The organism is Chelatococcus sp. KU-N122, from assembly GCF_055391085.1.
Genome location: NZ_AP043981.1, coordinates 3,867,521 through 3,893,694, shown reverse-complemented (window position 1 = coordinate 3,893,694; position 26,174 = coordinate 3,867,521). Strand labels below are relative to the sequence as shown.

The 26,174-nt window shown below is 68.4% G+C and carries 21 protein-coding genes and 1 riboswitch; of the genes, 9 read left to right on the top strand and 12 right to left on the bottom strand.

Annotated elements, in window-relative coordinates:
• The 4 genes from ACZ5PO_RS17370 to ACZ5PO_RS17355 form a co-directional block, all read right to left on the bottom strand.
• The gene (locus tag ACZ5PO_RS17370) at nt 1-3,357 is read right to left on the bottom strand and encodes a glycosyltransferase (RefSeq protein ID WP_464195675.1); all 3,357 of its coding nucleotides are present in this window, start codon (nt 3,355-3,357) and stop codon (nt 1-3) included.
• A gap of 416 nt (nt 3,358-3,773) precedes the next feature.
• Nucleotides 3,774-5,408, bottom strand: coding sequence for an AMP-binding protein (locus tag ACZ5PO_RS17365; RefSeq protein WP_464195673.1), 1,635 nt, complete (start codon nt 5,406-5,408; stop codon nt 3,774-3,776).
• A 167-nt stretch (nt 5,409-5,575) separates the two neighbouring features.
• Nucleotides 5,576-6,349 (bottom strand): VOC family protein, encoded by a 774-nt coding sequence (locus ACZ5PO_RS17360; protein ID WP_464195671.1) that lies wholly within the window; start codon nt 6,347-6,349, stop codon nt 5,576-5,578.
• A 1-nt stretch (nt 6,350) separates the two neighbouring features.
• Entirely contained in the window at nt 6,351-7,142 is a 792-nt protein-coding gene (locus ACZ5PO_RS17355) for an enoyl-CoA hydratase (RefSeq protein ID WP_464195669.1), read from the bottom strand.
• Nucleotides 7,143-7,368: 226 nt separating this feature from the next.
• On the opposite strand from ACZ5PO_RS17355, the gene ACZ5PO_RS17350 reads away from it, so the two are divergent.
• The 8 genes from ACZ5PO_RS17350 to ACZ5PO_RS17315 all read left to right on the top strand — a co-directional run bounded on the left by ACZ5PO_RS17350 (nt 7,369) and on the right by ACZ5PO_RS17315 (nt 17,273).
• A complete protein-coding gene (locus ACZ5PO_RS17350; RefSeq protein WP_464195667.1) occupies nt 7,369-8,154 on the top strand; it encodes a class II aldolase/adducin family protein in 786 nt (261 codons plus the stop codon).
• A 679-nt stretch (nt 8,155-8,833) separates the two neighbouring features.
• Nucleotides 8,834-8,923 carry a K(+)-transporting ATPase subunit F gene (locus ACZ5PO_RS17345; protein WP_464195665.1) on the top strand — a complete coding sequence of 30 codons (90 nt, stop codon included), beginning with the start codon at nt 8,834-8,836 and terminating at the stop codon, nt 8,921-8,923.
• A gap of 109 nt (nt 8,924-9,032) precedes the next feature.
• Nucleotides 9,033-10,736, top strand: a complete 1,704-nt coding sequence (gene kdpA / locus ACZ5PO_RS17340; protein ID WP_464195663.1) for a potassium-transporting ATPase subunit KdpA — start codon at nt 9,033-9,035, stop codon at nt 10,734-10,736.
• Nucleotides 10,737-10,740: 4 nt separating this feature from the next.
• Nucleotides 10,741-10,902: a hypothetical protein gene (locus ACZ5PO_RS17335; RefSeq protein ID WP_464195661.1), complete on the top strand. Its 162-nt coding sequence runs from the start codon at nt 10,741-10,743 to the stop codon at nt 10,900-10,902.
• A gap of 52 nt (nt 10,903-10,954) precedes the next feature.
• The gene (gene kdpB / locus ACZ5PO_RS17330) at nt 10,955-13,093 is read left to right on the top strand and encodes a potassium-transporting ATPase subunit KdpB (protein ID WP_464195659.1); all 2,139 of its coding nucleotides are present in this window, start codon (nt 10,955-10,957) and stop codon (nt 13,091-13,093) included.
• Nucleotides 13,094-13,107: 14 nt separating this feature from the next.
• Entirely contained in the window at nt 13,108-13,716 is a 609-nt protein-coding gene (locus ACZ5PO_RS17325; protein WP_464195657.1) for a K(+)-transporting ATPase subunit C, read from the top strand.
• A gap of 132 nt (nt 13,717-13,848) precedes the next feature.
• A complete protein-coding gene (locus tag ACZ5PO_RS17320) occupies nt 13,849-16,584 on the top strand; it encodes a DUF4118 domain-containing protein (protein ID WP_464195655.1) in 2,736 nt (911 codons plus the stop codon).
• Nucleotides 16,581-17,273 (top strand): response regulator, encoded by a 693-nt coding sequence (locus ACZ5PO_RS17315; RefSeq protein ID WP_464195653.1) that lies wholly within the window; start codon nt 16,581-16,583, stop codon nt 17,271-17,273. Before ACZ5PO_RS17320 ends, ACZ5PO_RS17315 begins: the two co-directional genes overlap by 4 nt.
• A 23-nt stretch (nt 17,274-17,296) precedes the next feature.
• Here ACZ5PO_RS17315 and ACZ5PO_RS17310 read toward each other — a convergent pair whose 3' ends face one another.
• The 7 genes from ACZ5PO_RS17310 to nikR all read right to left on the bottom strand — a co-directional run bounded on the left by ACZ5PO_RS17310 (nt 17,297) and on the right by nikR (nt 24,509).
• The gene (locus ACZ5PO_RS17310; RefSeq protein ID WP_464195651.1) at nt 17,297-18,316 is read right to left on the bottom strand and encodes a DUF6925 family protein; all 1,020 of its coding nucleotides are present in this window, start codon (nt 18,314-18,316) and stop codon (nt 17,297-17,299) included.
• Nucleotides 18,313-19,125 carry an ABC transporter ATP-binding protein gene (locus ACZ5PO_RS17305; RefSeq protein WP_464195649.1) on the bottom strand — a complete coding sequence of 271 codons (813 nt, stop codon included), beginning with the start codon at nt 19,123-19,125 and terminating at the stop codon, nt 18,313-18,315. The genes ACZ5PO_RS17310 and ACZ5PO_RS17305 overlap by 4 nt, the downstream gene beginning before the upstream one ends.
• Nucleotides 19,125-20,165: a FecCD family ABC transporter permease gene (locus tag ACZ5PO_RS17300; protein WP_464195647.1), complete on the bottom strand. Its 1,041-nt coding sequence runs from the start codon at nt 20,163-20,165 to the stop codon at nt 19,125-19,127. Before ACZ5PO_RS17300 ends, ACZ5PO_RS17305 begins: the two co-directional genes overlap by 1 nt.
• Nucleotides 20,162-21,097, bottom strand: a complete 936-nt coding sequence (locus ACZ5PO_RS17295; protein ID WP_464195645.1) for an ABC transporter substrate-binding protein — start codon at nt 21,095-21,097, stop codon at nt 20,162-20,164. The genes ACZ5PO_RS17300 and ACZ5PO_RS17295 overlap by 4 nt, the downstream gene beginning before the upstream one ends.
• The gene (locus ACZ5PO_RS17290; RefSeq protein ID WP_464195643.1) at nt 21,091-23,100 is read right to left on the bottom strand and encodes a TonB-dependent receptor plug domain-containing protein; all 2,010 of its coding nucleotides are present in this window, start codon (nt 23,098-23,100) and stop codon (nt 21,091-21,093) included. Before ACZ5PO_RS17290 ends, ACZ5PO_RS17295 begins: the two co-directional genes overlap by 7 nt.
• A 110-nt stretch (nt 23,101-23,210) precedes the next feature.
• Nucleotides 23,211-23,406, bottom strand: a riboswitch (cobalamin riboswitch).
• A gap of 27 nt (nt 23,407-23,433) precedes the next feature.
• Complete coding sequence (locus ACZ5PO_RS17285; protein WP_464195641.1) at nt 23,434-23,931, bottom strand: type II toxin-antitoxin system HicB family antitoxin; 498 nt, start codon at nt 23,929-23,931, stop codon at nt 23,434-23,436.
• A 119-nt stretch (nt 23,932-24,050) separates the two neighbouring features.
• Nucleotides 24,051-24,509, bottom strand: coding sequence for a nickel-responsive transcriptional regulator NikR (gene nikR / locus ACZ5PO_RS17280; RefSeq protein WP_464195639.1), 459 nt, complete (start codon nt 24,507-24,509; stop codon nt 24,051-24,053).
• 191 nt (nt 24,510-24,700) lie between these two features.
• Between nikR and ACZ5PO_RS17275 the strand changes: the two genes are divergently transcribed.
• On the top strand, nt 24,701-25,750 hold the full coding sequence (locus ACZ5PO_RS17275; protein WP_464195637.1) for a HoxN/HupN/NixA family nickel/cobalt transporter: 1,050 nt from the start codon (nt 24,701-24,703) through the stop codon (nt 25,748-25,750).
• Between the two features lie 77 nt (nt 25,751-25,827).
• On the opposite strand, the gene ACZ5PO_RS17270 is transcribed toward ACZ5PO_RS17275, so the two are convergent.
• Complete coding sequence (locus tag ACZ5PO_RS17270; RefSeq protein WP_464195635.1) at nt 25,828-26,157, bottom strand: phasin family protein; 330 nt, start codon at nt 26,155-26,157, stop codon at nt 25,828-25,830.
• Between the last annotated feature and the right edge of the window lie 17 nt (nt 26,158-26,174).

Genomic DNA, 26,174 nt, shown 5'->3' with positions numbered 1-26,174 from the left:
TCACCACCCGCCCACATCCCGGTAGAGGCTCTTGTAGGCGCCGGCCATATCCTGAACGGTGTAGTGGGTGCCCTCTCCCGCCTGCCAGGCGTGCACGGCGCGTGTCGCCCGCGTCACCTCTGCCGGGCTCGAGCGCAGGCCCAGCAGGAAGCGATAGACCTCCTCCGGCGTCGAGATCGGCATCAGCCAGCCGGCCTTGTGTTCCGCGATGCGCTCGCCGACCGCCCCCAGATCGAACCCCAGAACCGGGATTCCCGCAGACCAAAGCTCCGTCAGCGTGTGGCAGTAGGTTTCCGGCCAGATCGACAGGATCGCGCCGATGTGGGGGTTGAGGGCGGAGAAGATCTCCGTCGCCCGCTCGCGCTCATAGGCGCCGTGCAACGTGATGTTCGCATCGACCAGCCCCTTGTCGGCATTGCCGACGATGTGGATGTCGAGCACGTTGCCGAGGTCCAGCTCCTTGACCGCCTTCAGCAGCTCGGAGCCCTTCGGCGGCCCGATGTTGCCGGGCACCACGATGCGCAGCGGCTCATGGCGCGTCGGCACGGGCGACGTGCGGACAAAGCGCTGAAAATCACGCCCGTGCGGAATCACGGGAAAGGGATGCCCGGCCAGGTCGGGGAAGGCCTCGAGCAGCACCTGCTTGGCGTAGGGCGAGGTGGTCACGAAGGCCGAGCACATGCCGAGATAGCCGCTGAACATGGCCCGCCAGGCATGCACCCACCGATGCTTCAGGGTGGGCATCACCTTGGGCTTCCACAGGTCGACGCGACAGCGGCCGTCGCCCGCGGTGCAAACCCCGCCACAATAGGTGAGATCGTGGTCGAGCAGCTTTATGGTCGGGCAGACAAAATAGAAATCGTGAAATGACATGACGATCGGCACGCCGAGCATCGCCGCCGCATCGAACAACCCGACACTATGCCAGCAGAAGTGCCGGACGTGGATCATGTCGATGCAATAGGCGACAAGCCATTCCGCAACGTTGCTGTCATACTCCTGAGACCTGTGCGAGACGATTTCGAGCGGCTGGCTGAGCTCAAGCGTTTCCAGCAGCTCGCGGCCTTGCGGCGTGTGCCGTTCGAGCGTGACGCTGATGTTGTCGCTCTTGAGCACGTAAGTGTCGTAGTCATCGGACACGCCATTCATCAGGTCGATGTTGGTCTGCGGTGTGCCGCCGGTCTCCTTCGAGATGATGTAGAGGATCGATCGCTTGATCCGGGTGGCCGGCCATTGCGTATGGAGGAGCGCCGAGCCGACGCGGCTGCGGATCGTCGCGATGTCGACGCCGGAAAAGCATTGCCGCACCATTTCGGTATATTCGGGATAGCGCTCGTCGATGATCTCCCGGCCGCTCCTGTAGAGAGGCCGCTTCGCCTCGCCGAAGCTCGCCGACCGCACGTGGTGGATGAACGTGCGGTCGTCGATGATGTTCTTGAAGCCCTTGCGCAGGGCGCGCATGCAGAAGTCGTTCTCTTCGCCGTAGCCGATCGGAAATGCCGCTGCGTCGAAGGCGCCGATCTCGTCGATGCAATCGCGCCGGATATAGAGGCAGAAGCCGTGCCCGGTCGGCACCTCCGGCCAGAGACGAGCGCTCGCCTGCGAGACGAGGCGGCCGAGCTCGTCGAAGGCGCCGCCGGCCAGGCGCTCCTGCGCGTCCGGCTGCGGCACCGAGAAGGGGCCGGCGTTGTCGGACAGCGGTGTCACTGTCGCCACGTTCCAATCGGAGTACGCCGCCAGCCGCAGGTTCTCGAGCCAGCGCGGCATCACCGTCGTGTCCGAATTCAACAGGATGATGTCGTCGTCGCCGGCGAGCTCGATCCCCTTGTTGACGGTCCGCGTGAAGCCGATGTTCACCTCGTTCTTATGAATTTCGATGCCGTCCTGGGAAAGATACTCCGACAGAACGGCCGATACCTCCACGTCCGGGCTGCTATCGTCGATGACGATCCAACGCACGCCGTCGCGCGGCGTGAATTGCCGCAGCGAAATCAGGCACGCCTTCAGCTCATCGGCGGCATTGTAGACGGGAACGATGATCGAAATCTTCGGGCGCTTGGCCTGAATGGCCGTCAGGGCGGCGTAGACCTTGGATCGCTGCGTCGTTCGGGCGACGGCTCCCATCGCCTGCTTGGCCGTGGCGATGTCCTGGCCATTCAAAGCCCATTGGATCTTCAATTCGCTGAGCTGCCGCACGGGCCAGACGGGATGCACGCCGAAGCGGAAGGCGAAGCCGCCATAGCCGGCCGCGATGCCCAACCGCTCCAGATCTCCGCGGGGCTCGGCCGCCGTGAGCGTGTGAACCGGAAAGCCGTCGACGAGGACGGTCACGTCGATCGGCTCGTTCCAGCCCTGGCCGGCCGCCGCCCAGCCCCTGATCGCGCCGGAGGCGATCGTGTCGATGTGTCCACGGGCGCGATAGGCCGGGCCCGCGTGGCTCGCCGCGGCGATCTCTCCCTGCGTCGCCACGTCGACGAGCGAGAAGCGCAACGGAAACGTCAGCTCCGGATTGGCTTTCAGCGCCGCCCTGTAGAAGGACGGGATGTCCAGCTCGGCCATCCAGTCCTGCCCTGCGACGATCTCCTGCCATGGGGCAAACTCGTCCAGCAGGATGCCGTTCAGGTTCAGCGCCAGCTCGGGAGCCGACTGCGCCGAGCGAATCGTCACTGAAACACGCTGATCGTTTTCCACCCGAAGCGCCGCGACGGTGCCTGCGGCAGGTGCCCCCGGCCGCGCACCGAGCGCACCAGCCACGCCATCGCCGGCCCGCTGCCGGGCACCGCCGGCCAACGCCGGCTCCGGCATAGTCCAGGACAGAATGGGGGACCCGACGGTGACGTCTCGACCGGCCGGAAGGAACCGGATGGCCAGGAAGAGCTCGCCGTCCCCCGCAAATCGCGGACAGCTCAACGGTATGGTGAGCGAGCCGTCCCAGGACAACGAGGCGGCCTGCGGGGGGATCTGCCTCCAGATGACGCAATTGGCGGCATCGGGTCCTTCGACGAAGGCCATCCAGTCGACCGTGGAGTCCAGCACGTCCGACGCCCAGGCCGGCATGTGCAGCTCAACCGCCAGCGTTGCCGCGCTCGGCAGTTGCCGGAGCGCGGCGCGGAGCAGAGGGATCGGCCAGAGGATCAAGAACGGCTCGGCGGCTTCGGCCGCGTTCAGGCCGACGACGTGAAAATCCGCCTGCGAGCCCCGCCTCGGCGTGACGGTCGGCACGATCCGCTGGTGGTCGGCATCCCCCTTCAGATTCAGGAAGAAAAGGTCGGGTGCCTCGATGACGGCCCGTCGCGCATACCCTGCCTGCTCAGGTCGCCCCCGGCCTTCAAGCGCAGCGGTCGACACGGACGTCATTGGCTTGTCCGGCATCGCGTTTCGGCTGTTGCAGCACGGCAATACTGGCTCAGTTGACCGGCCACGGCTACCCTTGATCGCAGCGGCTGCCGCCGCCACGCCGCGGGACAGCACCACGGCGGAACGCTTGCACCAGCCTCGTCCCGATCGGCAGTCCTTAGCCGATCGAGCCCCGTGTTCCAAGCTGCCTCGATCACGCCCGGCCCGGGCGTGTGCCTCCGACCGGCACCGGACCAAGCTCTTGAATCCGAAGCGCCTCTAGAGCATTTCGCCATTGGATGGACCCATCCAATGGCAGAGAAATGCTCATCGTCTTTTGAATCTGGAGCGCTTTGCGGTTGGGTGAGTCCACCCAATCGCAAAGCGCTCATGCCGCCCGGCCGGGCTCGCGCAATCGCCAGGCGCTTCGGCGCGCCCTACGCGGCGGCGCCGATCTTCTCGCGCTTGACGACGATGCCGGCCTTGTCGCGGTCGAAGGTGTCGGCGGTGATGCCGTCACTGCGCAGCACGTGCTTCTGCACCTTCTGGGTCGGCGTCTTGGGCAGCTCGGCGAGCAGGCGCACGTAGCGCGGCACCATGAAGTGCGGCATGCGCGGTATCAGGAAGCGCACGAGCTCCGCCGGGTCGAGGCTGGCGCCGTCGGCCAGCGACACCGCGACGAGCACCTCGTCCTCCGCATGCTCGCTCGGCACCGCGACGGCGGCCGCCTCCTTGACCGCGGGATGAGCGCAGACCTCGGTCTCGACCTCGAAGGAGGAGATGTTCTCGCCGCGCCGGCGGATGGCGTCCTTCATGCGATCGACGAAGAAGTAGTTGCCCCGCTCGTCGACACGGAAGGCGTCGCCGGTGTGGAACCAGCCGTTGCGCCAGGCCCGGGCCGTGGCCTCCGGATTGTTCAGGTAGCCGTGGTTCATGGCCCAGGGCGCATCTGTCCGCAGGATCAGCTCGCCCACCGTGCCGGGCGCAACCTCGCAGTCGTTCTCATCGACCACGCGAACGCTGACGCCGGGCCGCGGGTGCCCGCAGGTGCCGAGCGGCGACGGGTTGCGCTCGGAAACGATGGGGCAGGACGTCTCGGACATGTTGAAGACGGTGTAGATGTCGCAGCCGAAGCGCTCGCAGAACAGCGTCGCGTCCTCGCTGAGCGGCACCATCATCGCCGAGCGAAGCGTATGATCGCGGTCCTCCGGTGACGGCGGCTGTTTGACGACGAAGCTCGCCATCACCCCGAGCAGGGTGACCGTCGTCGACTGCGTGGCGCGCACGGTGGCCCAGAACGAGCCGGTCGCGAAGGAGTCGACGATGGCGCACGAGCCGCCCCGTACCAGCGGCACGTAGACCGCACCGGTGCCGCCCACGTGGAACAACGGCAGGTTGACGAGATAGCGGTCATCGGGCCCCACGTACGAAAAGGCGAGATTGACCGACTCGTAGATCTGCACGTAGGAGTTCAGCACGCCCTTCGACGGCCCTGTCGTGCCCGATGTGTAGATGACGGACTGCGTGTCCCAAGGCACGATCGGCCGGCTGGGCGGGGCCAACTCTCCCGCCTCCGGCGCCAGGATGGCTGCCTCGCGCACGGTCAGCCCGGCCATCGGCTGCGCAGGCCCGCCTACCACCACCACCTCCGCCAGGTTGGCCCGATCGATGTCGGCGAGCCGCGGCATCAGCTCGGCATGGGCGACGAGCATGCGCGCGCGGGTGTTGGCGAGGACGTGCTCGAGGATGCGGCCGCGATAGGCGAGATTGATCGGCACGTAGACGGCGCCGAGATAGTTGATGGCGAACCATACCCTGAGGCAATCGGGGCCGTTTGGCAGCCAGCTCAGCACATAGTCGCCCTGGCGCACGCCCAGCTGCTGGAGGCCCAGCGCCGTCTGGCGCACCCGGGCGCGCGTCTCCTCATAGGTCCAGCTGCTGCCGTCCTGGAACACGGCAAAGACCTTATCCGGCGTCTCGCGCGCCCAGCGGTCGAGCAGCAGCGGTATGATGCAATCGTCCGGACCGGGAATCCGCTTGTCCCACGTCAGCACGGCGCCGCCCTTCGTCATGTCGTCCTCCCACGATCCCGTGTCGCGGGCGGCAAGCCGCCCGGCGCACGCCTTTTCCGGATCTCGTTGCAGCGAAGAATAGCCCAAGGCCGAAGCCGGAGGTAGCGGCGCGCGCCCCGGCGCGTCGCCGTCCGGGCGCGTTCAGGCCGGGACGCCCCCCGCGCCGCTCAGGCCTGCGGCTCGAACCGGACGCCGCAGAACTCGAAGCCGCCGTTGCTCGCCGGATAGCCCCTGGCCGCAGCGCGGCCCAGGACACCCGCCGGATCGGCGGTTTCGACGACGAGCGTCCGGATGACCTCACGGGCACCTGGAGGCGCCTTGGCGAAGCGGATCTGCGTCATGTCGACGTCGATGTGGCCCCCCTCGCCGTCCGCCACGTAGGTCTTCTCGATCAGCTTGGCCCAGTGGCGGCCAAGCCCCTCGGCGTCCGGGCTTTCGACGACGATCGCCTTCAACGACTGGGTCACGTCGGTCTTGATGGCGTGCTGCCAGCCGTCGCCGCCGGCAGGGTAATACGGCCCTTTGAGGTCCTCCTCGCCGGGCGTGTTGTCGAACTCGAGCATGGCGGCGCGGCACTGGCGCGGATGCAACTGCACGCCGGTGAAGCCGTCGTGGTCGAGCCCATGGGCAATGGGCACGCCCATGGCTTCCGCGTGGGCGCCGCGGCGCAGGGGATCGCTGCAGTTGAAGATCGCCATGTAGCCGCCCACCCCGCCGCTGCGCTCCATGAAGCGGCCGGCGGCGGTGTTCGGCTCCACCGGCGACACCACCTCGACGAAGGAGAGACCGAATGGGAACAGCGCGTTCACGAGGCCGTACTTGCGCACGTGGGGATCCTCGTACGCCAGCTTGACGCCGAAGATCGCCTGCATGTCGGCCTTGACGCGCTCCAGATCGTCGGCGCAGAGCGCAATCTGGCGAAGGCGGAAGTAGTCGGCCATGTCAGCGTCCCCGGAACACGGGCTGCCGCTTCTCGACGAAAGCGGCGGCGGCTTCACGATGATCTTCGGTGGTGGCGGCGCGCGTGTGGTTCAGCGCCTCGTTGTCGAAGCAGGCCTCGAGCGGCGCGGACTCCGCCATGTTGAGGTTGTGCTTGATGTAACCCAGCGTGATGCGCGGCCCCTTTGCCAGGGTCATGGCATAGGCGCGCGCCGTCGCCTGGAAGTCGGCATCGTCGACGACGCGGCTGACGAGGCCGATCGCGAGCGCCTCGTCGGCGGTGAGGATCGGCGACGTCAGGTAGAGCTCGCGGGCCTTGGCGCTACCGAGCAGCTTGGTGAGGAAGTAGGTGCCGCCGAAGTCGCCGGAGAGCGCCACCTTGGCGAAGGCGGTGGTGAGCTTGGCGGAGCGGTTGGCGATGCGCAGGTCGCAGGCGAGCGCCAGCGACAGCCCGGCACCGGCCGCTGCCCCCTCGATGGCGGCGATGGTGGGCTTGCGCATCTCATGCAGCAGGCGCGCCGCCTCCATCTTGCGGCGCAGGTCCGCGGCCCGGTCGTCCACCAGCGCCGAGCGCCCCTCGCCCGCCGCCATCGCCTTGACGTCGCCGCCGACGCAGAAGCTGCCGCCGGCCCCGGTGAGCATCACCGCGCTCACCGCCGGATCGGCGGCGGCACGCCGGGTCGCGTCGAGCAGGGCGTCGAGGATGGTGGGGTCGAGCGCATTACGACGCTCGGGCCGGTTCATGGTGAGCGTCAGCAGCCCGTCGTCGAGCGTCTCGAGCAGAACCTCAGCCATGAGGTGCCTCCACCGCGCGGATGCGGCGGGCGGCCGTGGGGCACAATAGCCCGGCCAGCCTTTCTCTTGCCATCAGCGTTCTCTCCCGAAAGCCGTCACTCTTGCCGGTGCGGCGCCGTCGCTTGTCCGATCTTGCCAAAGCTCAGGCAGCTGCGTAGGGAGATCAAGCGAAAAAATATAAAAAATATCTGACGCGCGGTCTGCACCGCGATCAAGGAGGACCCTCATGGTGGCTCAACCGTCCAATGTCGTGGCCATGGACGCTGGCGGCGACCTCTCGGAAGCCGAGCGCAAGCTGCGCATCGACCTGGCGGCCTGCTATCGCCTGGTCGCCCTCTACGGCTGGGACGATATGATCTTCACGCATATCTCGGCCCGCATTCCCGGCCCCGAGCACCACTTCCTGATCAATCCCTACGGCATGATGTTCGAGGAGATCACCGCCTCCAGCCTGGTCAAGGTGGGCCTCGACGGACACGCCATCGGCCACTCGCCGTACCCGGTCAATCCGGCCGGCTTCACCATCCACTCCGCCGTGCACGAGGTGCGCGAGGATGCGGGCTGCGTCATGCATCTGCACACGGCCGACGGCACAGCGGTCGCGTCGAGCGCGCTCGGCCTGCAGCCGCTGAACCAGACCGCCCAGCTGATCACGGCCGAGCTCGCCTACCACGACTATGAAGGCGTTGCGCTCGATCTCGACGAGCGGCCGCGCTTGCAGCGCGACCTCGGCAGCAAGAACGCCATGCTGCTGCGCAATCATGGCACGCTCACCGTGGGCCGCACCGTCGCCCAGGCGTTCATGCGCATGTACTACCTGGAACGGTCGTGCACGATGCAGGTGCGCACCTACGCCATGGGCCAGGCGATCTACCCGACCGATCAGGACGTGATCGAGAAGAACGAGCGCCTGAGCCTGTCGGACAAGGGCCTGTCCAAGGTCGCCGACGTGCTGGCTTGGCCGGCCCTGCTCCGCAAGCTCGACCGGCTTGACCCGAGCTACAAGCAATAGCGCGCAGCCGCTAGTGGGGCGCTTGAAAATGCCCGATGGTGACTGCTTAAATTCTCAAGCAGATGGATAGTCGGGTCAAGCCCGACTATGACGAATGGCGACGGAACGCCTTTATTCTCAACGTCATGGTCGGGCTTGACCCGACCATCCATCTGCTCAAAGATTCAAAACCTCGGTGCAGAATTCCTAACAGATCAGCTGAGGGGGCGACTAATAGCTCGGCCGCACCGGCGCCGCATTGCGTGACCGGTGTTGAGCCTCTCCTGAGAGCCCCCTCACCCCTCCCTCTCCCTCTCCCCACAAGTGGGGCGAGGGTGCGCGGCGGCTCCGTCGACGCAAAAGCCGTCAGACAGAGTTTTCGCCCCTCGCTCAGCCAGATGTGTGAATCCGATAGCCGCAAGCGGGGCGAGGTGGGCGGCTGCGCCGTAGCGGCTAATCTACTGCTCAGCCACCGCTTATTTATAACTTTCTTATAAATTCCAGCGCCTGCGTCTCTCGATCCCTTACGGGCTCCGTATCAGCTTCTCGGCGTCTCCCGCGACATGGCGCTTGCACGCCGGCGGGCCCGTTTTCGAGGATGCTTCGATGCTGGACGTGATTGTTCTTGCGATGGCCTTCGGCCTGTTCGCGATCTCCGTGGCCTATACGGTCGCCTGCGAGCAACTGTGAGGGCCGGCCCATGAGCTTCGACTATCAGCTCGCAGCCTTGGTCACGGCAGGCCTGCTCGTCTACCTCACCTATGCCTTGCTGCGCCCCGAGCGCTTCTAGATCTGGCTGGTTCTGAAGAGGATCAACCGGATCTACCTGCCATTTCAAGCATGACCTTATCGCAAAACCGGCCGCCACTTTTGCGGATCATGCTCAAGCGAGGTCTATCATGACTATCAACGGATGGATTCAGATCGCGCTCTACTGCGCGGTCATCATCGCGCTGGTGAAGCCGCTGGGCTATTACATGACCCGGGTCTTCAACGGCGAGATCACCTGGCTCAGGCCCGTCGAGCGCACGCTCTACGCTGCCGCGGGCATCAACGAGCGCGAGGAACAGCACTGGCTGACCTACGGCCTCGCGCTGCTGCTCTTCAACGGCTTCGGCTTCCTGCTCCTGTACATTCTGCAGCGGGTCCAGGGTGCCTTGCCGCTCAACCCGGCCGACATGACCGCGGTCGCACCGGATCTCGCTTTCAACACCGCCATCTCGTTCGTCACCAACACCAATTGGCAGAACTACGGCGGCGAGACCACGATGAGCTATCTCACGCAGATGGCCGGCCTCACCGTGCAGAACTTCGTGTCGGCCGCCACCGGCATCGCGCTCGCGGTCGCGCTGATCCGCGGCTTCGCACGCGCCTCGACCCGCACCGTCGGCAATTTCTGGATCGATCTGACCCGGGCGACGCTCTACGTGCTGCTGCCGGTCTGCGTCGTCCTCGCCCTCGTCCTGGTGTGGCAGGGCATGCCGCAGACGCTCGGACCGTACGTGGACGCCGTCACGCTGGAGGGCGGCAAGCAGACCATCGCCGTCGGTCCGGTCGCCTCGCAGACGGCGATCAAGATGCTCGGCACCAACGGCGGCGGCTTCTTCAACGCCAATGCCGCGCATCCCTTCGAGAACCCCAACGCGCTGACCAACTTCCTCCAGATGGTCGCGATCTTCGCCGTGGGCGCGGGGCTGACCAACGTCTTCGGCCGCATGGTCGGCGACGAGCGCCAGGGCTGGGCGATCTTCGCCGCGATGGGCGTGCTGTTCCTCGCCGGCGTGGCCGTCTGCTACGGGGTGGAAGCCGCCGGCAACCCGGCCCTGCACGCGCTCGGTCTCGACGGCGCCAGCATGGAAGGCAAGGAAGTCCGCTTCGGCACGCTCGCCTCCACCCTGTTCGCCGTCATCACCACCGCGGCCTCCTGCGGCGCGGTCAACGCCATGCACTCGAGCCTGATGCCGCTCGCCGGCATGATCCCGCTGCTCAACATGCAGCTCGGCGAGCTGATCATCGGCGGCGTCGGCGCCGGCCTCTACGGCATGTTGCTGATGGTCATCATCGCGCTCTTCGTCGCCGGCCTGATGGTCGGGCGCACCCCCGAGTATCTCGGCAAGAAGATCGAGGCCAAGGAGGTGAAGATGACCCTGCTCGGCATCCTCGTGCTGCCGCTGGTGATCCTCGGCTTCACGGCCATCGCCGTGGTGCTGCCGACCGGCACCGCCTCCATGGGCAACCCGGGCCCGCACGGCTATTCCGAAGCGCTCTATGCCTACACGTCGGGTGCCGCCAACAACGGCTCGGCCTTCGCCAGCCTGAGCGGCAACACGCTCTGGTACAATCTGACGATCGGCATCGCGATGATGATCGGCCGCTTCTTCGTCATCATCCCGGCGCTGGCCATCGCCGGCTCCATGGCCGCCAAGAAGACGGTGCCGCCGTCCGCCGGCACCTTCCCCACCCACGGCGGCCTGTTCGTCGGCCTGCTCGTCGGCGTGGTCTTGATCATCGGCGGACTCACCTACTTCCCGTCGCTCGCCCTGGGGCCGATCGTCGAGCACCTGGCAATGCTCGCGGGGCAAACCTTCTCGTCCGGGAGCTGAGCCGATGCGCACCTCCCGCACTCCGCGCGGCCTGAGGCCAGTTCCCGGCCTCTCCCGCCGCGCCCATCCGACGCGTCTGCGCGCGTCGGAGGTGATCCTGGGCGCAACGGCCCTCCTGGTCCTGCTGACCCTCGGCCTTCGCCTCCTCGCCGGATCGGCGGGCTGAGAGCAGGCAATCTCCACTTTTTGATCGGCCTTATGGCCGCGGAGCGACAACGATGGCGAAATCGTCTTCAAGCGTTCTCGACCCCCAGATCCTCGTGCCGGCGATCGGCTCATCCTTTGCCAAGCTCGATCCGCGGGTCCAGATCAAGAACCCTGTCATGTTCGTGCTGGAGGTCGTCGCGATCCTCACGACGATCCTGTTCCTGCGCGATCTCGTCGCCGGCGCCACGCACGTCGGCTTCTCCTTCCAGATCATCCTGTGGCTCTGGATCACCCTGCTCTTCGCCAACTTTGCGGAAGCGGTGGCGGAGGGACGCGGCAAGGCCCAGGCCGACAGCCTGCGGCAGGCGCGCACCGACATCATGGCCAAGCGCCTTCACGATCCGGATCGCCGCGACCTCTTTCAGAGGGTGCCGGCGCTCGAGCTCCAGCCCGACGACGTGGTGCTCGTCGAGGCCGGCGACTTCATCCCATCGGACGGCGAGGTCATCGAGGGCGTCGCCTCCGTGAACGAAGCGGCCATCACCGGCGAATCCGCCCCGGTCATCCGCGAGTCCGGCGGCGACCGCTCGGCGGTCACCGGCGGCACGCAGGTGCTGTCGGACTGGATCAAGGTGCGCATCACCGCAGCCCCCGGCTCGACCTTCCTCGACCGCATGATCAGCCTGATCGAAGGCGCCCAGCGGCAGAAGACGCCCAACGAGATCGCCCTCAATATCCTTCTCGCCGGTCTCACCATCATCTTCGTCTTCGCCGTCGCCTCCATCCCGAGCTTCGCGGCCTACGCCGGTGGCTCGATCAGCGTGATCGTCCTGGTCGCCCTGTTCGTGACCCTGATCCCCACCACCATCGGCGCGCTGCTCTCGGCCATCGGCATCGCCGGCATGGACCGGCTGGTGCGCTTCAACGTGCTCGCCATGTCCGGCCGCGCCGTGGAGGCGGCCGGCGACGTCGACACGCTGCTGCTCGACAAGACCGGCACGATCACCCTCGGCAACCGTCAGGCCACGGAGTTCCTGCCCGTGGCCGGCGTTTCGGAGCGGGACCTGGCCGACGCCGCCCAGCTCTCCTCGCTCGCCGACGAGACGCCGGAAGGCCGCTCCATCGTGGTGCTCGCCAAGGAGAAGTACGCCATCCGCGAGCGCGACATGGCGAGCCTGGGGGCGCACTTCGTGCCGTTCACGGCCCAGACGCGCATGAGCGGCGTCGACCTGGACGGCTCGTCGATCCGCAAGGGCGCCGTCGACGCCATCCTCACGGCGGTCAACGCCCAAGTGTCGGCGGCCGTGTCGGCGGTCGTGTCGGCCGCGGTTCCCGCCCCGGCCGCAGGCGGCGCACAGGCCGCCGTGGCAGTGCGGCCGCCCGCCACCGCCGACAGCGTCCGCGAGATCCAGGCCATCGCCGAGCGCATCGGCAAGGCCGGCGGCACGCCGCTCGCGGTTGCCCGCGACGGGCGGCTGCTCGGCGTCATCCACCTCAAGGACATCGTCAAGGGTGGTATCCGCGAGCGCTTCGCCGAGCTGCGCCGCATGGGCATCCGCACGGTGATGATCACCGGCGACAACCCCATGACCGCGGCCGCCATCGCCGCCGAGGCCGGCGTCGACGACTTTCTCGCCGAGGCGACCCCGGAGAACAAGCTGCAGCTGATCCGCGACGAGCAGGCCAAGGGCAAGCTGGTCGCCATGTGCGGCGATGGCACCAACGATGCGCCGGCGCTGGCGCAGGCCGACGTCGGCGTCGCCATGAACACCGGCACGGTCGCCGCACGCGAGGCCGGCAACATGGTGGATCTCGACAGCGATCCGACCAAGCTCATCGAGATCGTCGAGATCGGCAAGCAGCTGCTGATGACGCGCGGCTCGCTCACCACCTTCTCGATCGCCAACGACGTGGCGAAATACTTCGCCATCATCCCGGCGATGTTCGCCGCGATCTATCCCCAGCTCGGGTTGCTCAACATCATGGGCCTGAAGACGCCGGAAAGCGCCATCCTGTCGGCGATCATCTTCAATGCCCTGATCATCGTGGCGCTGATCCCGCTGGCGCTGAAGGGCGTGCGCTACCGCGCCATCGGCGCCGGCCCCCTGCTGACCCGCAACCTCCTGATCTACGGCCTCGGCGGCATCATCGTGCCGTTCATCGGCATCAAGCTCGTCGACATCGTCATCACCGCCGTCGGCCTCGCGTGATTGGACCTACGACCATGCTGAAACAACTTCGCCCCGCCCTCGTGATGATCGTCGCGCTGACGTTGATCACCGGCATCGCCTACCCCTACGCCATCACCGGCATCGCCCAGGCGGTGTTTCCGCGCCAAGCCAACGGCAGCCTGATCGAGCGCAACGGACAGGTCGTCGGCTCGGCCCTCATCGGCCAGGCCTTCACCTCCGACCGCTACTTCCACGGCCGCCCGTCGGCGACGGTGGCGCCCGATCCGGCCGACGCCTCGAAGACCGTCGCCGCCCCCTACAATGCGGCGAACTCCGGCGCGTCCAACCTCGCCCCGACCAACAAGGCGCTGATCGACCGCGTCCAGGCCGATGTCGAGACCCTGCGCAAGGAGGCGCCCGCCGGAGCCGCGGTGCCGATGGACCTGGTGACCACCTCGGCCTCGGGGCTCGATCCGGACATCACGCCGGAGGCCGCCCTGTTCCAGGTCGCCCGTGTGGCCAAGGCCCGGGGCCTTGCCGAGGCGCAGGTGCGCCAGCTGGTCGAACAGCGCGTGCAGGGCCGCATGCTCGGCGTCCTGGGCGAGCCGCGCGTCAACGTGCTGGCCCTGAACGTCGCCCTCGACGATCTGAGCAAGCCCTGACGAAGGCGCCCGCTGGAGCGTTTCTCGGAGCGCTCCGGATTCGACGGGTTGGAGCATGCTCTCCGATCGGGTGTCCCGATCCGATCGGGAATTGCTCTGGCGCCGAGCCCCCGACCGCATCACAATCTCCCCATGCCCGACGATCGTCGCAGCGCCGACAAGAGACCGTCTCCGGAGGCGCTGCTGGCCGAAGCCCAGCGCCAGGAAACCGGGCGGCTCAAGATCTTCCTCGGCGCAGCGCCCGGCGTCGGCAAGACCTACGAGATGCTGTCGTCCGGCCGCCGCAAGCGGCTCGAAGGCGTCGACGTGGTCATCGGCGTTGTCGAGACGCATGGCCGTGCCGAGACGGAAGCCCTGGTCGACGGCTTCGAGATCATTCCGCGGCGCACGGAGCACTACCGCGGTCAGGACATCGAGGAGATGGATCTCGACGCCCTGCTGGCCCGGCGCCCTGCCCTCGCCCTGGTCGACGAGCTCGCCCACACCAACGCGCCGGGGAGCCGCCATCCCAAGCGCTACCAGGACGTGGAGGAGCTGCTGGCGGCGGGCATCGACATCTACACCACGCTCAACATCCAGCACGTCGAGAGCCTGAACGACGTCGTTGCCCAGATCACCCGCATCCGCGTGCGCGAGACCGTGCCGGATTCGATCATCGACCGGGCTGACGAGATCGAGGTCATCGATCTCACGCCCGAGGACCTGATGCGCCGGCTGAAGGAGGGCAAGGTCTATGTGCCGGCGACGGCCGAGCGGGCCCTTGGCCACTACTTCTCGCCGGGCAATCTGACCGCGCTCAGGGAGCTCGCTCTCCGCCGCACCGCCCAGCGCGTCGACGACCAGCTCCTCAACCATATGCAGGCCAACGCCATCTCCGGGCCGTGGGCGGCCGGTGAGCGGGTGCTGGTCTGCGTCAGCGAGGATGCGAGGTCCGCCGGGCTGGTGCGCTACGCCAAGCGGCTCGCCGATCGCCTGCATGCGCCGTGGACGGCCGTCCACATCGAGAGCCGGCGCAGCAGCCAGCTCAGCGAGGAGGAGCGCGACCGTATCGCCGACACCCTGCGGCTGGCCGAGCGGCTCGGCGGCGAGGCGATGATCCTGCCCGGCGGCGGCCGCCGCATCGCCGACGACCTGGTCGCCCATGCGCAGGCCCACAACGCGACGCAGATCGTCATCGGCAAAGCCACGCGCTCGCGCTGGTTCGAGATTCTGCACGGCTCCGTCGTCCACGATCTCGTGCGCGACGCAGGCAACATCAGCGTGCACGTCATCGCCGGCGACGAGCTCACGGCGAACCCGCTGCCGAAGAAGACGGTCAGCACGCGGCCGGCGGCGGGGCGGCTCGATCCGATGCCGTTCGCCATCGCGCTGCTTGCCATGGCGGTGGCACTCGGCTTTGCCTCGCTCGTCGAGCCGTTGATCGGCTTCGAGACGGTCGATCTGGTGTTTCTCACGGCCGTCGTCGTCGTCGCGATGAAATTCGGTCTTTGGCCCTCGCTGCTGGCCGTCGGCGTTGCCTCGCTTCTTTATAACTTCTTCTTCCTTCCGCCGCGCTTTACGTTCACCATCACCGACCCGACCAACGTCGCGTCGTTTCTGTTCTTTACCATCGTCGCCGTGCTCGTCTCGAACTTGGCCGCCCGCGTGCGCGCCCAGGCGGTGACGGCGCAGGCGCGCTCGCGCACCACCGAGGCGCTCTACAGCTTCAGCCGCAAGCTCGCCGGCGTGACCAACCTCGACGACGTGCTGTGGGCGACGGCCTACCAGATGGCGTCGATGCTCAAGCTGAGGATCGTGTTCCTGCTGCCGGGCGCGCAGGGCATCGAGGTGCGGGCCGGATACCCGCCCGAGGACAGGCTCGACGCGGCCGACCTCGCGGCTGCCAAATGGACCTACGAGAACAACCATCCGGCGGGCCGCGGCGCCGACACCCTGCCGGGCGCCAAGCGGCTGTTCCTGCCCATGCGCACCGGCCGCGGCGTCGTCGGCGTCGTCGGGCTCGACGGTGACCGTCCGGGGCCGCTGCTGACCCACGAGCAGCGCCGGCTGCTCGACGCGCTGGCCGACCAGGCGGCGCTCGCCATCGAACAGTTCAATTTGATGGTGGACATCGAGAGCGCCAAGCGCGCCGCCGAGGCCGACCGGCTGCGACAGGCGCTGCTCACCTCGATCTCACACGATCTGAAGACGCCGCTCGCCGCCATCATGGGGGCCGCCGGCACCCTGCGCGAGTACCCCGGCCTGCTGAGCGAGATCGAGAAGGCCGAGTTGGTCGGCACCATCCAGGACGAATCCGAGCGGCTCAACCGCTTCATCGCCAACATGCTCGACATGACCCGCCTGGAGGCCGGTGCCGTCGCGCCGCGCCGCGACCCGGCGGACCTGGGCGAGATCGTCGGCAGCGCCCTCAACCGGACGAGCCGCATCCTGAGCGCTCATACCATCGACGTGGAGCTGGCCGCCGGCCTGCCCATGGTGGAGGTCGATCCGGTGCTGCTCGAGCAGGTGCTGTTCAACCTGCTCGACAATGCCGCGAAATACGCGCCGCCCGGATCGACGATCCGCATCCAGGGCTGGCTCGATGCGGGCCGGCGGTCGGTCGACCTGCAGGTGCTGGACGAGGGCGACGGCATCCCGCCGGACGATCTGGAGCGGATCTTCGACAAGTTCCACCGCGTCACCAAGGGCGACCGCGTGCGCGCCGGCACCGGGCTCGGCCTCGCCATCGCCCGCGGCTTCATCGAGGCGCTCGGCGGCCACATCAGCGCGGCCAACCGCACCGACCGGTCCGGCGCCGTCTTCACCATCACCCTGCCGGTTCCGGCCGAGGCGTCCCCGCCAGCCGAGACGGCTCAGGAGAGCGCATGAGTGCCAATCCAGTCCGTATCCTCGTCGTCGACGACGAGCCGCCGATCCGCAAGCTGCTCCGGACCGGACTCGGCACGCAGGGCTATGAGGTGATCGAGGCCGGAACCGGCCGGCAGGCGGACGCGGCGATGGCCAGCGAGCGCCCGGATCTCGTCATCCTCGACCTCGGCCTGCCGGACGCGGCGGGCGGCACCCTGCTGCGGCAGTGGCGCGAGCGCGGCATCGCCACGCCGGTGATGATCCTGTCGAGCCGCACGGACGAGGCCGGCATCGTCGAGGCCCTGGAGGTCGGCGCCGACGACTACGTCACCAAGCCGTTCGGCACCAAGGAGCTGGTCGCCCGCATCCGCGTGGCGCTGCGCCACAGCTTGCAGCAGCACGGCGAGAAGCCGGTGTTCAAGGTCGGCGACCTCACTGTCGACCTGGTGCGGCGCCTCGTGCATCGCGGGGCGGAAGAGGTGAAACTCACGCCGCGCGAGTACGACATCCTGCGCGTCTTCGTGCAGCACGCGGGCAAGGTGCTGACCCACCAGCTCCTGATCCGCCAGGTCTGGGGCGGCAGCGCCGACGTCCAGAACCTGCGCGTGCACGTGCGCCAGCTCCGCCAGAAGATCGAAGCCGATCCGGAGCAGCCGCAGCTGATCCTCACCGAGACGGGGGTCGGCTACCGGCTGCGGGCGCCGGACTGATCATCGCCGTCGATGATGGCAGCTCAGCCGTGGGCCGGCTGCTCCTGCTCGTCGTCCTCTGACGCGGCCCGCAACGGATCGAACGCGGCGGCCCAAGGGGCGAGCGCCGCCGGGGCGACGCCCTCGTGCGCCAGCTGGCGCAGGGCGACACGGGCCGCCGCCCGGGCGAACTTGCTGTCCGGGAGGCCGAAGCCGTCGGGATGCGCTCCGGCCCGCACCGCGGCCGCCAGCCGCCGCTTCACCTCCACCAGCTCGGGCACGCCGTACGCTGCGAGAACGTGCTGGAACGCGTCGTGATCGCCGCGGTGGAACGGCCGCGGCCGCCCCATGCCGTCCTTCAGCGGGTTCGGCGGACCGGCATGGGCGAACGGCACCCAGCCGGCGGGGATCGGCGTCGTGGCCGCATGCGTGCGGCCGGCCCGCAGCAATTGCGGCAGCAGATGGGTGTGCGGCCCCTCGGGACTGACGCCGCCCGGCGGCGGGATCGGCTGGAACACCTCCAGCCGTCCGAGCCGGGCGAGGAACACCCGGTGCGGGCTGGCGGCGACGATCGCCCCCATCGCCGGGTTACCGGCCTCGAACACCGGCCGGCCGACGCAACGGCGCAGGATATCGAGCAAGCGAGGATCGGTGGTGCGCACACACATGTCCACCTGCGCGGTGCCGAGCCCGAGGTCGAACAGCACCGCCCCGCGATCCTCGTCCCGCAGCGCCTCCGCGTCGGGACCGAGCTCGACCAGCACGACGTGACGGCGCATGGCACAGGCCCCATCAGGCAGACAGAGGGCCACGGCCTGGCTCCAGCTCGCCCCGTCGCGGTTCGGCGTCTCGTAGGCGACGAGGCGCAGGTCACGGCCCGCCGCGAGGCGCACGCCGCCGCGCGCCGTGACGGCGCCGGCGGCATCCGGGCCGTCATCGCGCACGACCGGCTCGTCCGGGTCACGCATGAATTCGCCGATGGCACCGAAGGTGCCGAGGCTCCACTGCGTTTCCACATCCCCGAGCCAGGCGCGAACCAGCTCGAACGGCACGGCGTCAGTCATCTCTCCTCCCGAACATCGGCGTGGGCGTGGGAGGCGGCGGCGACCGGCTCCCACGGCAACAGATAGGGCTCGCCCGCCCGCTCGCCGCGCGCCAGCGTCACGCCATAGGCCTCGGCCACGTTGGCGTCGGCCAGCACGGTCGGCGCGGCCCCGTCGGCGAGCACGCGCCCGTGGGCGAGCAGCACCAGCCGGTCGCAGAAGCGCGCCGCCAGGGTGAGGTCGTGCAGCACGACCACGACGCCGGCGCCGCGCCGGGCGGTGGCGCGCAGCAGCGCCATCACCTGCAGCTGGTGCAGCGGATCGAGCGCCGCGATGGGCTCGTCGGCGAGCAGGATGTCGCCCTCGACGGCCAGGGCACGGGCCAGCAGCACGCGCATGCGCTCGCCGCCGGACAACGTGCCGACGGCACGATGATGGAACTGGTCCACCTCGGCGGCAGCCATGGCGCGGGTGACGGCGCTGCGATCGGCTGGCGAGAGCCCGGCGAAGAGCCTGCGATGCGGCAGGCGGCCGAGGGCCACGACGGCTTCGACGCTGAGCGGCCACAGCGCCCCGCCGTCCTGCGCCAGGAAGGCGACGCGGCGGGCGAGCTCGCGTTCGCCGATGGCGCGGGCCGGACGGCCGTCGTAGTGCACGGTTCCGGCGCCCGCCGGCTGCACGCCGGCGAGAACCCGCAGCAGCGTGCTCTTGCCCGCCCCGTTGGCGCCGATCAGGCCGAGCATCTCACCCGGGCCCACGGTGAGATCGATGCCGCGCAGCACGTGCGCGTCGCCGAAGCGGACGTGGATGCCGGCTGCCTCGATCCGCATCACGCCACCCGCCGCAGCCGATAGATCAGCCAGAACAGGAACGGCGCGCCGATGATGGCGGTGACGACGCCGAGCTTGAGCTCGGGCCGGATCGGCAGCAGCCGCACCGCGGCGTCCGCGGCAAGCGTCAGCACGGCGCCGCCGAAGCCGCTGACCAGCAGCAGCTTGCCGGGACGGTGGCCGACCAGCGGCCGCAGCAGATGCGGCACCACGAGCCCGACGAAGCCGATGGCGCCGCTGACGGCGACCGCGCTGCCGACGGCGAGCGCCGCGCCCGCGATCAGCTGCAGGCGGAGCCGCTCCAGGTTGAAGCCGAGGCTCCGGGCCGTGTCCTCGCCGAGTGTCAGGCCGTCGAGCGCGGCACCGGACAGGAGTAGCAGGAGCCACCCCAGCGCCATCAGCGGCAAGCTGAGCCAGACATGCGCCAGGCTGCGGTCGGCGAGCGAGCCCATCAGCCAGAAGATGATCTCCGTCGCCGCATAGGGATTGGGCGACAGGTTGAGGGCGAGTGACGTGAGGGCGCCGGCGAAGCTGTTGATGGCGACGCCCGCGAGCACGAGCGTCATGGTGCCGGCGCCGCGGCCGACGAGGCCGTAGAGCACCGCCGTCGCCAGGGCGGCTCCGGCGATGCCGCCGAGCGGCAGCGCCAGCGCGACGGTGCCGGCGAGGCCGGAATAGAAGACGGCGACGGCGCCGAGCGCCGCGGCTCCGGAGATGCCGACGACGCCCGGCTCGGCCAGCGGGTTGCGGAGCAGGCCCTGCATGGCCGCTCCGGTGATGCCGAGGCTGAAGCCGACGAGGGCGCCCAGGATGGCCCGCGGCAGCCTGAGCTCCAGCAGCACCAGGGCTGGCAGGGTGTCGCGTCCCGCAAGCAGGTCCGCGAAGGCGGCCGGCACATCGAGCGGCGCGTAGCCGGCGAGGAGGGACACGGCGGCGCAGCCGATCGTCGCCAGCGCAAGGGTCGCGACCAGCGCGGCATAACGCCCGCCGTCGGACCAGTCCCAGCGGCCGGTGGCCGCGACCGATGCCGGCGCGCTCATGACGACGAGCGGCCCGATGGCAGGGCGCGCAGGTCGCGCGTGGCCGCGGCCAGCTGCTCGATGGCGTCGACGACGGCGGGACCGGCGCAGGTCCACAGGCGCGACGGCAGCGAGACGATCCGGAGTCGGCCCGCGAGCTTGCGCACGACCGGGTGGTGCAGCACCTCGGTGGCGAGCGCCGGGCCGCTGCCCGGCTCGCCGTCGATGATCAGCACGTCGGCCCCCTCCAGCACCAGCGTTTCGAGCGGCACCTGGGCATAGGTGGTGGCGCCGAGCTCGGCGGCGAGGTTGACCAGGCCCGCCCTGCTGATGATGTCGTCGACGAGCGAGCCCTTGGCGGCAGTGAAGCCGTTGGGCCGCAGCACGATGGCCCGCGGCTTGCGGACGGGCGGCGCAACGGCGAGCCCGGCCAGCCGCCTGTCCATGTCGGCGATCAGCTCCTCGCCGCGCGTCGGCTCGCCCAGCAGCCGCGCCATCTGGCGGATGTTGTCACGCACCTCGCCGAGCGAGCGCGGCACGCCGAAGTCGACGACGCGAAGACCCACGTGCCGCAGCATGGCGACGGCGGCGCGCGACGTGTAGACGCCGGCGAGGACCAGATCGGGCCGGTAGGACAGCACCTCCTCGGCAAGCCCGTGATTGGCCGGATGCCGCCGCGCTTCGCCCGCCATATTGGCGTTGCGGGGATCCTGCGACAGCCAGGTGACCGAGGCGATGCGGTCCTTCTCGGCGAGCCGCAGCAGCAGCTCGTCGGTGCACATGTTCACCGACACGATGCGCTCGGGCCGCGGCGCGTCCGCGGCCCGATCCTGGCCCCGCGCCGTGACGGCGGCCAGGGCGACGACGGACGCGAGCGCCAGCCCGCCGACGAGTCGGACGCCGGCCGCCGCCTGCGGCCCGTTCCGCGCGAGCGACGGCCGCTGCGTCACCATGTGAACCTGGCACCGCCATAGGCCGCGAAGCCGCGGCCGAGGAAACCGGTCGGATCCTCGTAACGGCGGTCGAGAAGGTTATCGATGCGGGCGAAGACCATGATGGCATCGCTGTACTGGTAGTTCGCCGCCAGGTTGACGGTGGCGTAGCCCGGCGCCTTCAGCCGCGAGATGGAAAAGTCGCGGTTGCCGTCGACCCACGAGCCCAGCGCCACGGCGGTCGCCGACAGGGTGAGCTTCTCGACGGGCAGCCAGGTCAGCGTGGTGCTCACCTTGTTCTTGGGCCGGCGCAGCAGCTCCTGGTTGGCATCCTCGTCCTTGGCGATCGTGAAGGTGTAGTCCATGCGCGCCGAGAGCGTATCGGAGAAGGCGATCTCCAGGAAGGACTCCATGCCGCGGGTCCTGGCATGGCCGACGTTGGCATAGGACGTGCCCGTGGTGTTGGTGACGATCAGGTTGTCGATCTTGATGTCGAAGTAGGTCGCGCCGAAGCGCACCCTGTCGCCCACCGGCTGCTCGAAGCCGGCATCCCAGCCAATGCTTTCCTCCGGCTTCAAATTCGGGTTGCCGTAGAAGTTGAAGGCCGGAAAGTCCTGGTAGAGCTGGCTCAGGGACGGCGGCTTGAAGCCAGTGCCGACGCTGGCCTTCAGCTTGGTCTCGGAGCCCGGCACGATCACCGCGGGCGCGACACGCCAGGTGGTGTGGCCGCCGTACTGGTCGTTGTCGTCGTAGCGGATGTTGGAGACGATGAAGACGCGGTCAGCGAAGTTCGATTGCAGCTCGATGAAGCCGGCCTTGTTGCGGTTCTCCGCCGTGAGCGCGCTGGTGTCGATCCGGTTGGTCTTCTGCTCCAGGCCGAAGACCAGGGTCTGGCCGTGCATGAGGGCCAGCTCGCCGCGCCAGTCGAACTTCAGCTGCTCGCCCAGGCTGTCGCTCGGCATCGCCGGCCCCGTGATCGTCGGCGGCCCCTCGTTGCGGCTCCACAGATTGGTGTAATTCACGCCGAACACGTTGCGGAAGCGCCCGTCGAGCAGCGTCCACACCGCCTCGGCCCGGCCGTAGTAGTTGCGGTTGTCCTGCGTGCTGCGGAAGGCATTGGGCGTGCTGGGATAGCCACCGTCGCCGGTGAACAGCAGCCGCGAGTCGGTATAGCGGTTGATCAGGTTGATCTCGAGGTTGTCGGCGACGTTGACGCCGACGCGGCTCGACGCGGTCCAGTTGTCGTAGAAGTTGGGGTTGATGCGCCGGCCGGCCGGCACCAAGTCCTCCGGCGTCACCGGCGTCGCTTCGGCGCGGAAATGGGACACGTTGAAGGCGTAGTTGATGCGGTCGTTGCCGCCGCTGAGCGAGCCGGACTGGTTGAAGGTGCCGAAGGAGCCGCCTTCGACCAGCACCGATGCCCTGGGCGGACCTTCCCCGGCCTTGGTGGTGAGCGAGATCACCCCGCCGATGGCATCGGCGCCGTAGAGGCCGCTCTGCGGCCCGCGCAGCACCTCGACGCGCGCCAGGTCGTAGGTCAGCAGTTGGCCGAAGTCGAAGGCCCCGTTGGGGACCGACGGGTTGTTCGCCTCGATGCCATCGATCAAGACCTTGACGTGATTGGAATTGGTGCCGCGGATGAACACCGACGTCTGCCCGCCGGGCCCGCCGGTGGACACGACGTTGAGCCCGGGCACGACGGTCAGCACCTCCGGCAGCGTCCGCTGCTGGCGCTCGTCGATCTCCTGCGCCGTGATCACGGTGACGGAGTTCGGGATCAATCGCGCATCGGTCGGAATGCCCGTAGCGCTGACGACGATGGTGTCCAACGCCACTGCGGCGGTGGCCGGACCGGTCGACGCAGGGGCGGCGGCCTGCTGGGCCAAGGCCCCGCCGGACACGGCCGCCGTGCCGCCAAGGGCCAGAGCGGCGGCAAGGGCGCGGCGGCTGCAGGCAAGCGCGGTCGGCCGCGGACGAACGGAGAACGAGCTGCTCCCGGCAGCGGACGAAAGGGCAAGAATCAAAACAGCCTCGGGCGGTCACGGCAGTGGCACGTCACCGCGAACGAAGCCTCGTCGCGCAGCTCAGCTGCGCGACTCAACCACCATCGAGAATCCCCGCCCGATGTGTCCGCGTGTGACCACGGCTGACGGCAGGTCTCCTGGCTCGCGGGTCAGTGCCTCTGCGCCGCCTTCCCAGGACCCGAGATCCCAGTGGCATCGGTGCGCAAGGCTCGCCGCTTACAGTTGCGGGGGCAGCCGCAGCATCGGGTTGCCCCTCACTGCGTTCCCTTTTGATCCCCGAAGGGAACCGTCGGCGCGACCGTAGACTGGCGCCGCAGCCGACGTCAATCCACCTCACCGGGCCGGATGGGGCTCGATGGCCGCCAGGTGCGCGAACGATGCCGCGGCGGTCAGACGGACGTCCACACCCCGGCCGAGCGCCGCCAGGGCCGCCTCTACCTGATCGATGCGCGAGCGGTGGTCGAGATTGAGCAGGCGATCGACGGTCACCGGCTTGCAGCTCATGCGGCGGGCCAGCTCCGCGCGCCGGATGCCGGCGTTGCTGAGCGACACGTAGAGCAGCACCTTCAAGGCCGTCAGGAGCGGGAGCGCCAGGAACCGGTCGCCCGGCTCCTCGTCCCGCAGCGCGATGCTCGCCCCGTCGTCGATCATGCCGTCGAGAACGGACCTGATCGCATCCGCGGCGTCCCGGCGCGCGTCCTCCTCGGACCTGCCGAACGTCACCACCGCCGGCAGGTCCGGGCAGGTCAGGACCCAGAAGCCATCGTCGCCTGCCGTCAGTTCGATGCGGTGGCCGAGCATCACGTCCGTCCCGGTCGGCGGCGCCGCCACGCGCGGCGACGATCTTCGCGCATCCCCGATTATTGGCACGATGCCACGTATGAAGAAAGATACAAAAGATCCTACCGTCGGGAGCGGACGACGCGGCCCAGCCCGAGGCCGTCGGGAGGTCAGGGATGGTCGTGATCGTCGACGTGTGGATGGGTGTGGCCTGCCTCATCACCGTGGGCGTCGGCCGTTACGATGTGAAGGTTGCCGTGGCGGACGCCGCGCTGGGAGATGACGCCGTCGGCGAACGCCTTCACCTCCCCCACCGTCCCCTTCAGGACGGCGACCTCCAGGCAGTCGCGACTGCCGACATGCACGTGCAACGTCGAGACGGACAGGTCGTGGTGGTGATGCTGCACGGTCGTCAGCCGCCGCGCCAGGTCCCGCGTCTCGTGCTCGTAGACGTAGGAGAGCGCCGCGTAGCAGGGGGCGTCACCGGCTCCTGACACCTGTTCCCGGGTGATCGCCTCACGGACGATGTCGCGAAGGGCTTCGGATCGGCTCGTGTAGCCGCGCTGCTCGCTGAGCCGGTCGATCGTCTTGAGCAGGTCGTCGTCGATGCTGATGGTGATGCGCTGCATGCTCGGGCCTCGGATCGTCTCGCCTCGCCTGGCGCCGAATAGCTACACCAGATGGCGATCGCGCAACCGCTTGCGAGCCGATGGGCACGCAAAGCCGTGACCAAGGACCGCGCCTCGGCGGCCAGATCGGGCTATCGCTCCGTAATCACTTCCATGCAAACGTGATTACCAGCCAAGGCTGGGGCGAAGGCATGCTTCCCAATCCGTTCGATGATCGACCGCTCAAGGTGCGCACCAAGGCGGCGATCACCTACGCGCTCCTGATCGCCGCCAATGTCGGCGCCTGGATCTGGGCATGGATCGCCTTCGCCGACAAGCCCGCGCTGCTGGGGACGGCCTTCCTGGCCTACATGTTCGGGCTGCGGCACGCCTTCGACGCGGACCATATCGCGGCCATCGACAATGTCGTGCGCAAGCTGATGCAGGAGGGCAAGTCGCCCTATGCGGTGGGCTTCTTCTTCTCGCTCGGACATTCCACGATCGTCGTCCTCGCCTCGGTCGCCATCGCCGCCACCGCGGCCGCCATGCAGGGCAAGCTCGAGGCCTTCCACGACATCGGCGGCGTCATCGGCACGGCGGTGTCGGCGCTGTTCCTGCTCGTGATCGGCATCGCCAATCTGTTCATCCTGACCGGCGTATGGCGGGCCTTCGTCCGGGCCCGGCGCGGTGAACTGATCGTGGACGAGGATCTCGACGCGCTGCTCGCCGGAGGCGGCCTGCTGGCGCGCCTGTTCCGCCGGACCTTCAAGGTCGTCTCCCGATCCTGGCACATGTACCCGATCGGTTTCCTGTTCGGCCTCGGCTTCGACACGGCGACGGAGATCGGCCTGCTCGGGATATCCGCCACGCAGGCGGCCCAGGGCCTGTCGTTCTGGACGATCCTGGTCTTTCCGGCGCTCTTCACCGCCGCCATGTCGCTGATGGACACCACCGACAGCGTGCTGATGACCGGCGCCTATGGATGGGCCTTCGACAAGCCGATCCGCAAGCTGTGGTACAATTTGACGATCACTGCGGCGTCCGTGGTCGTCGCCATTTTCATCGGCGGCGTCGAAGCGCTCGGGCTGATCGGCGACAAGCTCGACCTGCGGGGCGGGTTCTGGAGCTTCATCGGTGCGCTCAACGACAACCTGGCCCATTTCGGCTACGCGGTCGTCGGCCTATTCCTGTTGAGCTGGGTCGTCTCGATCGCGATCTACCGCATCAAGGGGTACGATAATTTGCACGTCGAGCACGGATAATCGGGAATGCCCTGCCGCCCCGCCGTCGCAAAGACTTTTACGCGGGGCGGAAGGACGATCGCGTGTGGTGGCGTCCGTCAGGCCGCCTTGACCGATATCGCCTCGCGCACGTCGTGGGCGACCTTCTCGCCTTCGGCCTGATAATCCGAGACGGCGCGGCTGTTGAACTCCGCCTGTAGCTGGGCCGCTTCCGACACCGACGTGCAGCGTCCGAGCGCGCCGATGTAGTCCGCCTGCGCCTGCAGGCGCTTTCCGGCGAAGTTGAACGCCTCTGCCGTCAATGTCAGCGGCAGTTCGACGAAGACGGGCCGCCATCCCGCTGCCAACAGCGGGAACAACTCGAACGGCGTGGCCGGCGCGACCTTGCCCGGTGCGAATCTGGCCTGCTGGCTACCACCAGTGGTCATGGGGATCTCCTCTCGGC

What these genes read in the sequence shown, in the direction of transcription:
- ACZ5PO_RS17370 (WP_464195675.1), bottom strand. Translation starts at nt 3,357, where the DNA reads ATGACGTCCGTGTCGACCGCTGCGCTTGAAGGCCGGGGGCGACCTGAG.
- ACZ5PO_RS17365 (WP_464195673.1), bottom strand. Translation starts at nt 5,408, where the DNA reads ATGACGAAGGGCGGCGCCGTGCTGACGTGGGACAAGCGGATTCCCGGT.
- ACZ5PO_RS17360 (WP_464195671.1), bottom strand. Translation starts at nt 6,349, where the DNA reads ATGGCCGACTACTTCCGCCTTCGCCAGATTGCGCTCTGCGCCGACGAT.
- ACZ5PO_RS17355 (WP_464195669.1), bottom strand. Translation starts at nt 7,142, where the DNA reads ATGGCTGAGGTTCTGCTCGAGACGCTCGACGACGGGCTGCTGACGCTC.
- ACZ5PO_RS17350 (WP_464195667.1), top strand. Translation starts at nt 7,369, where the DNA reads ATGGTGGCTCAACCGTCCAATGTCGTGGCCATGGACGCTGGCGGCGAC.
- ACZ5PO_RS17345 (WP_464195665.1), top strand. Translation starts at nt 8,834, where the DNA reads ATGAGCTTCGACTATCAGCTCGCAGCCTTGGTCACGGCAGGCCTGCTC.
- kdpA (WP_464195663.1), top strand. Translation starts at nt 9,033, where the DNA reads ATGACTATCAACGGATGGATTCAGATCGCGCTCTACTGCGCGGTCATC.
- ACZ5PO_RS17335 (WP_464195661.1), top strand. Translation starts at nt 10,741, where the DNA reads ATGCGCACCTCCCGCACTCCGCGCGGCCTGAGGCCAGTTCCCGGCCTC.
- kdpB (WP_464195659.1), top strand. Translation starts at nt 10,955, where the DNA reads ATGGCGAAATCGTCTTCAAGCGTTCTCGACCCCCAGATCCTCGTGCCG.
- ACZ5PO_RS17325 (WP_464195657.1), top strand. Translation starts at nt 13,108, where the DNA reads ATGCTGAAACAACTTCGCCCCGCCCTCGTGATGATCGTCGCGCTGACG.
- ACZ5PO_RS17320 (WP_464195655.1), top strand. Translation starts at nt 13,849, where the DNA reads ATGCCCGACGATCGTCGCAGCGCCGACAAGAGACCGTCTCCGGAGGCG.
- ACZ5PO_RS17315 (WP_464195653.1), top strand. Translation starts at nt 16,581, where the DNA reads ATGAGTGCCAATCCAGTCCGTATCCTCGTCGTCGACGACGAGCCGCCG.
- ACZ5PO_RS17310 (WP_464195651.1), bottom strand. Translation starts at nt 18,316, where the DNA reads ATGACTGACGCCGTGCCGTTCGAGCTGGTTCGCGCCTGGCTCGGGGAT.
- ACZ5PO_RS17305 (WP_464195649.1), bottom strand. Translation starts at nt 19,125, where the DNA reads ATGCGGATCGAGGCAGCCGGCATCCACGTCCGCTTCGGCGACGCGCAC.
- ACZ5PO_RS17300 (WP_464195647.1), bottom strand. Translation starts at nt 20,165, where the DNA reads ATGAGCGCGCCGGCATCGGTCGCGGCCACCGGCCGCTGGGACTGGTCC.
- ACZ5PO_RS17295 (WP_464195645.1), bottom strand. Translation starts at nt 21,097, where the DNA reads ATGGTGACGCAGCGGCCGTCGCTCGCGCGGAACGGGCCGCAGGCGGCG.
- nikR (WP_464195639.1), bottom strand. Translation starts at nt 24,509, where the DNA reads ATGCAGCGCATCACCATCAGCATCGACGACGACCTGCTCAAGACGATC.
- ACZ5PO_RS17275 (WP_464195637.1), top strand. Translation starts at nt 24,701, where the DNA reads ATGCTTCCCAATCCGTTCGATGATCGACCGCTCAAGGTGCGCACCAAG.
- ACZ5PO_RS17270 (WP_464195635.1), bottom strand. Translation starts at nt 26,157, where the DNA reads ATGACCACTGGTGGTAGCCAGCAGGCCAGATTCGCACCGGGCAAGGTC.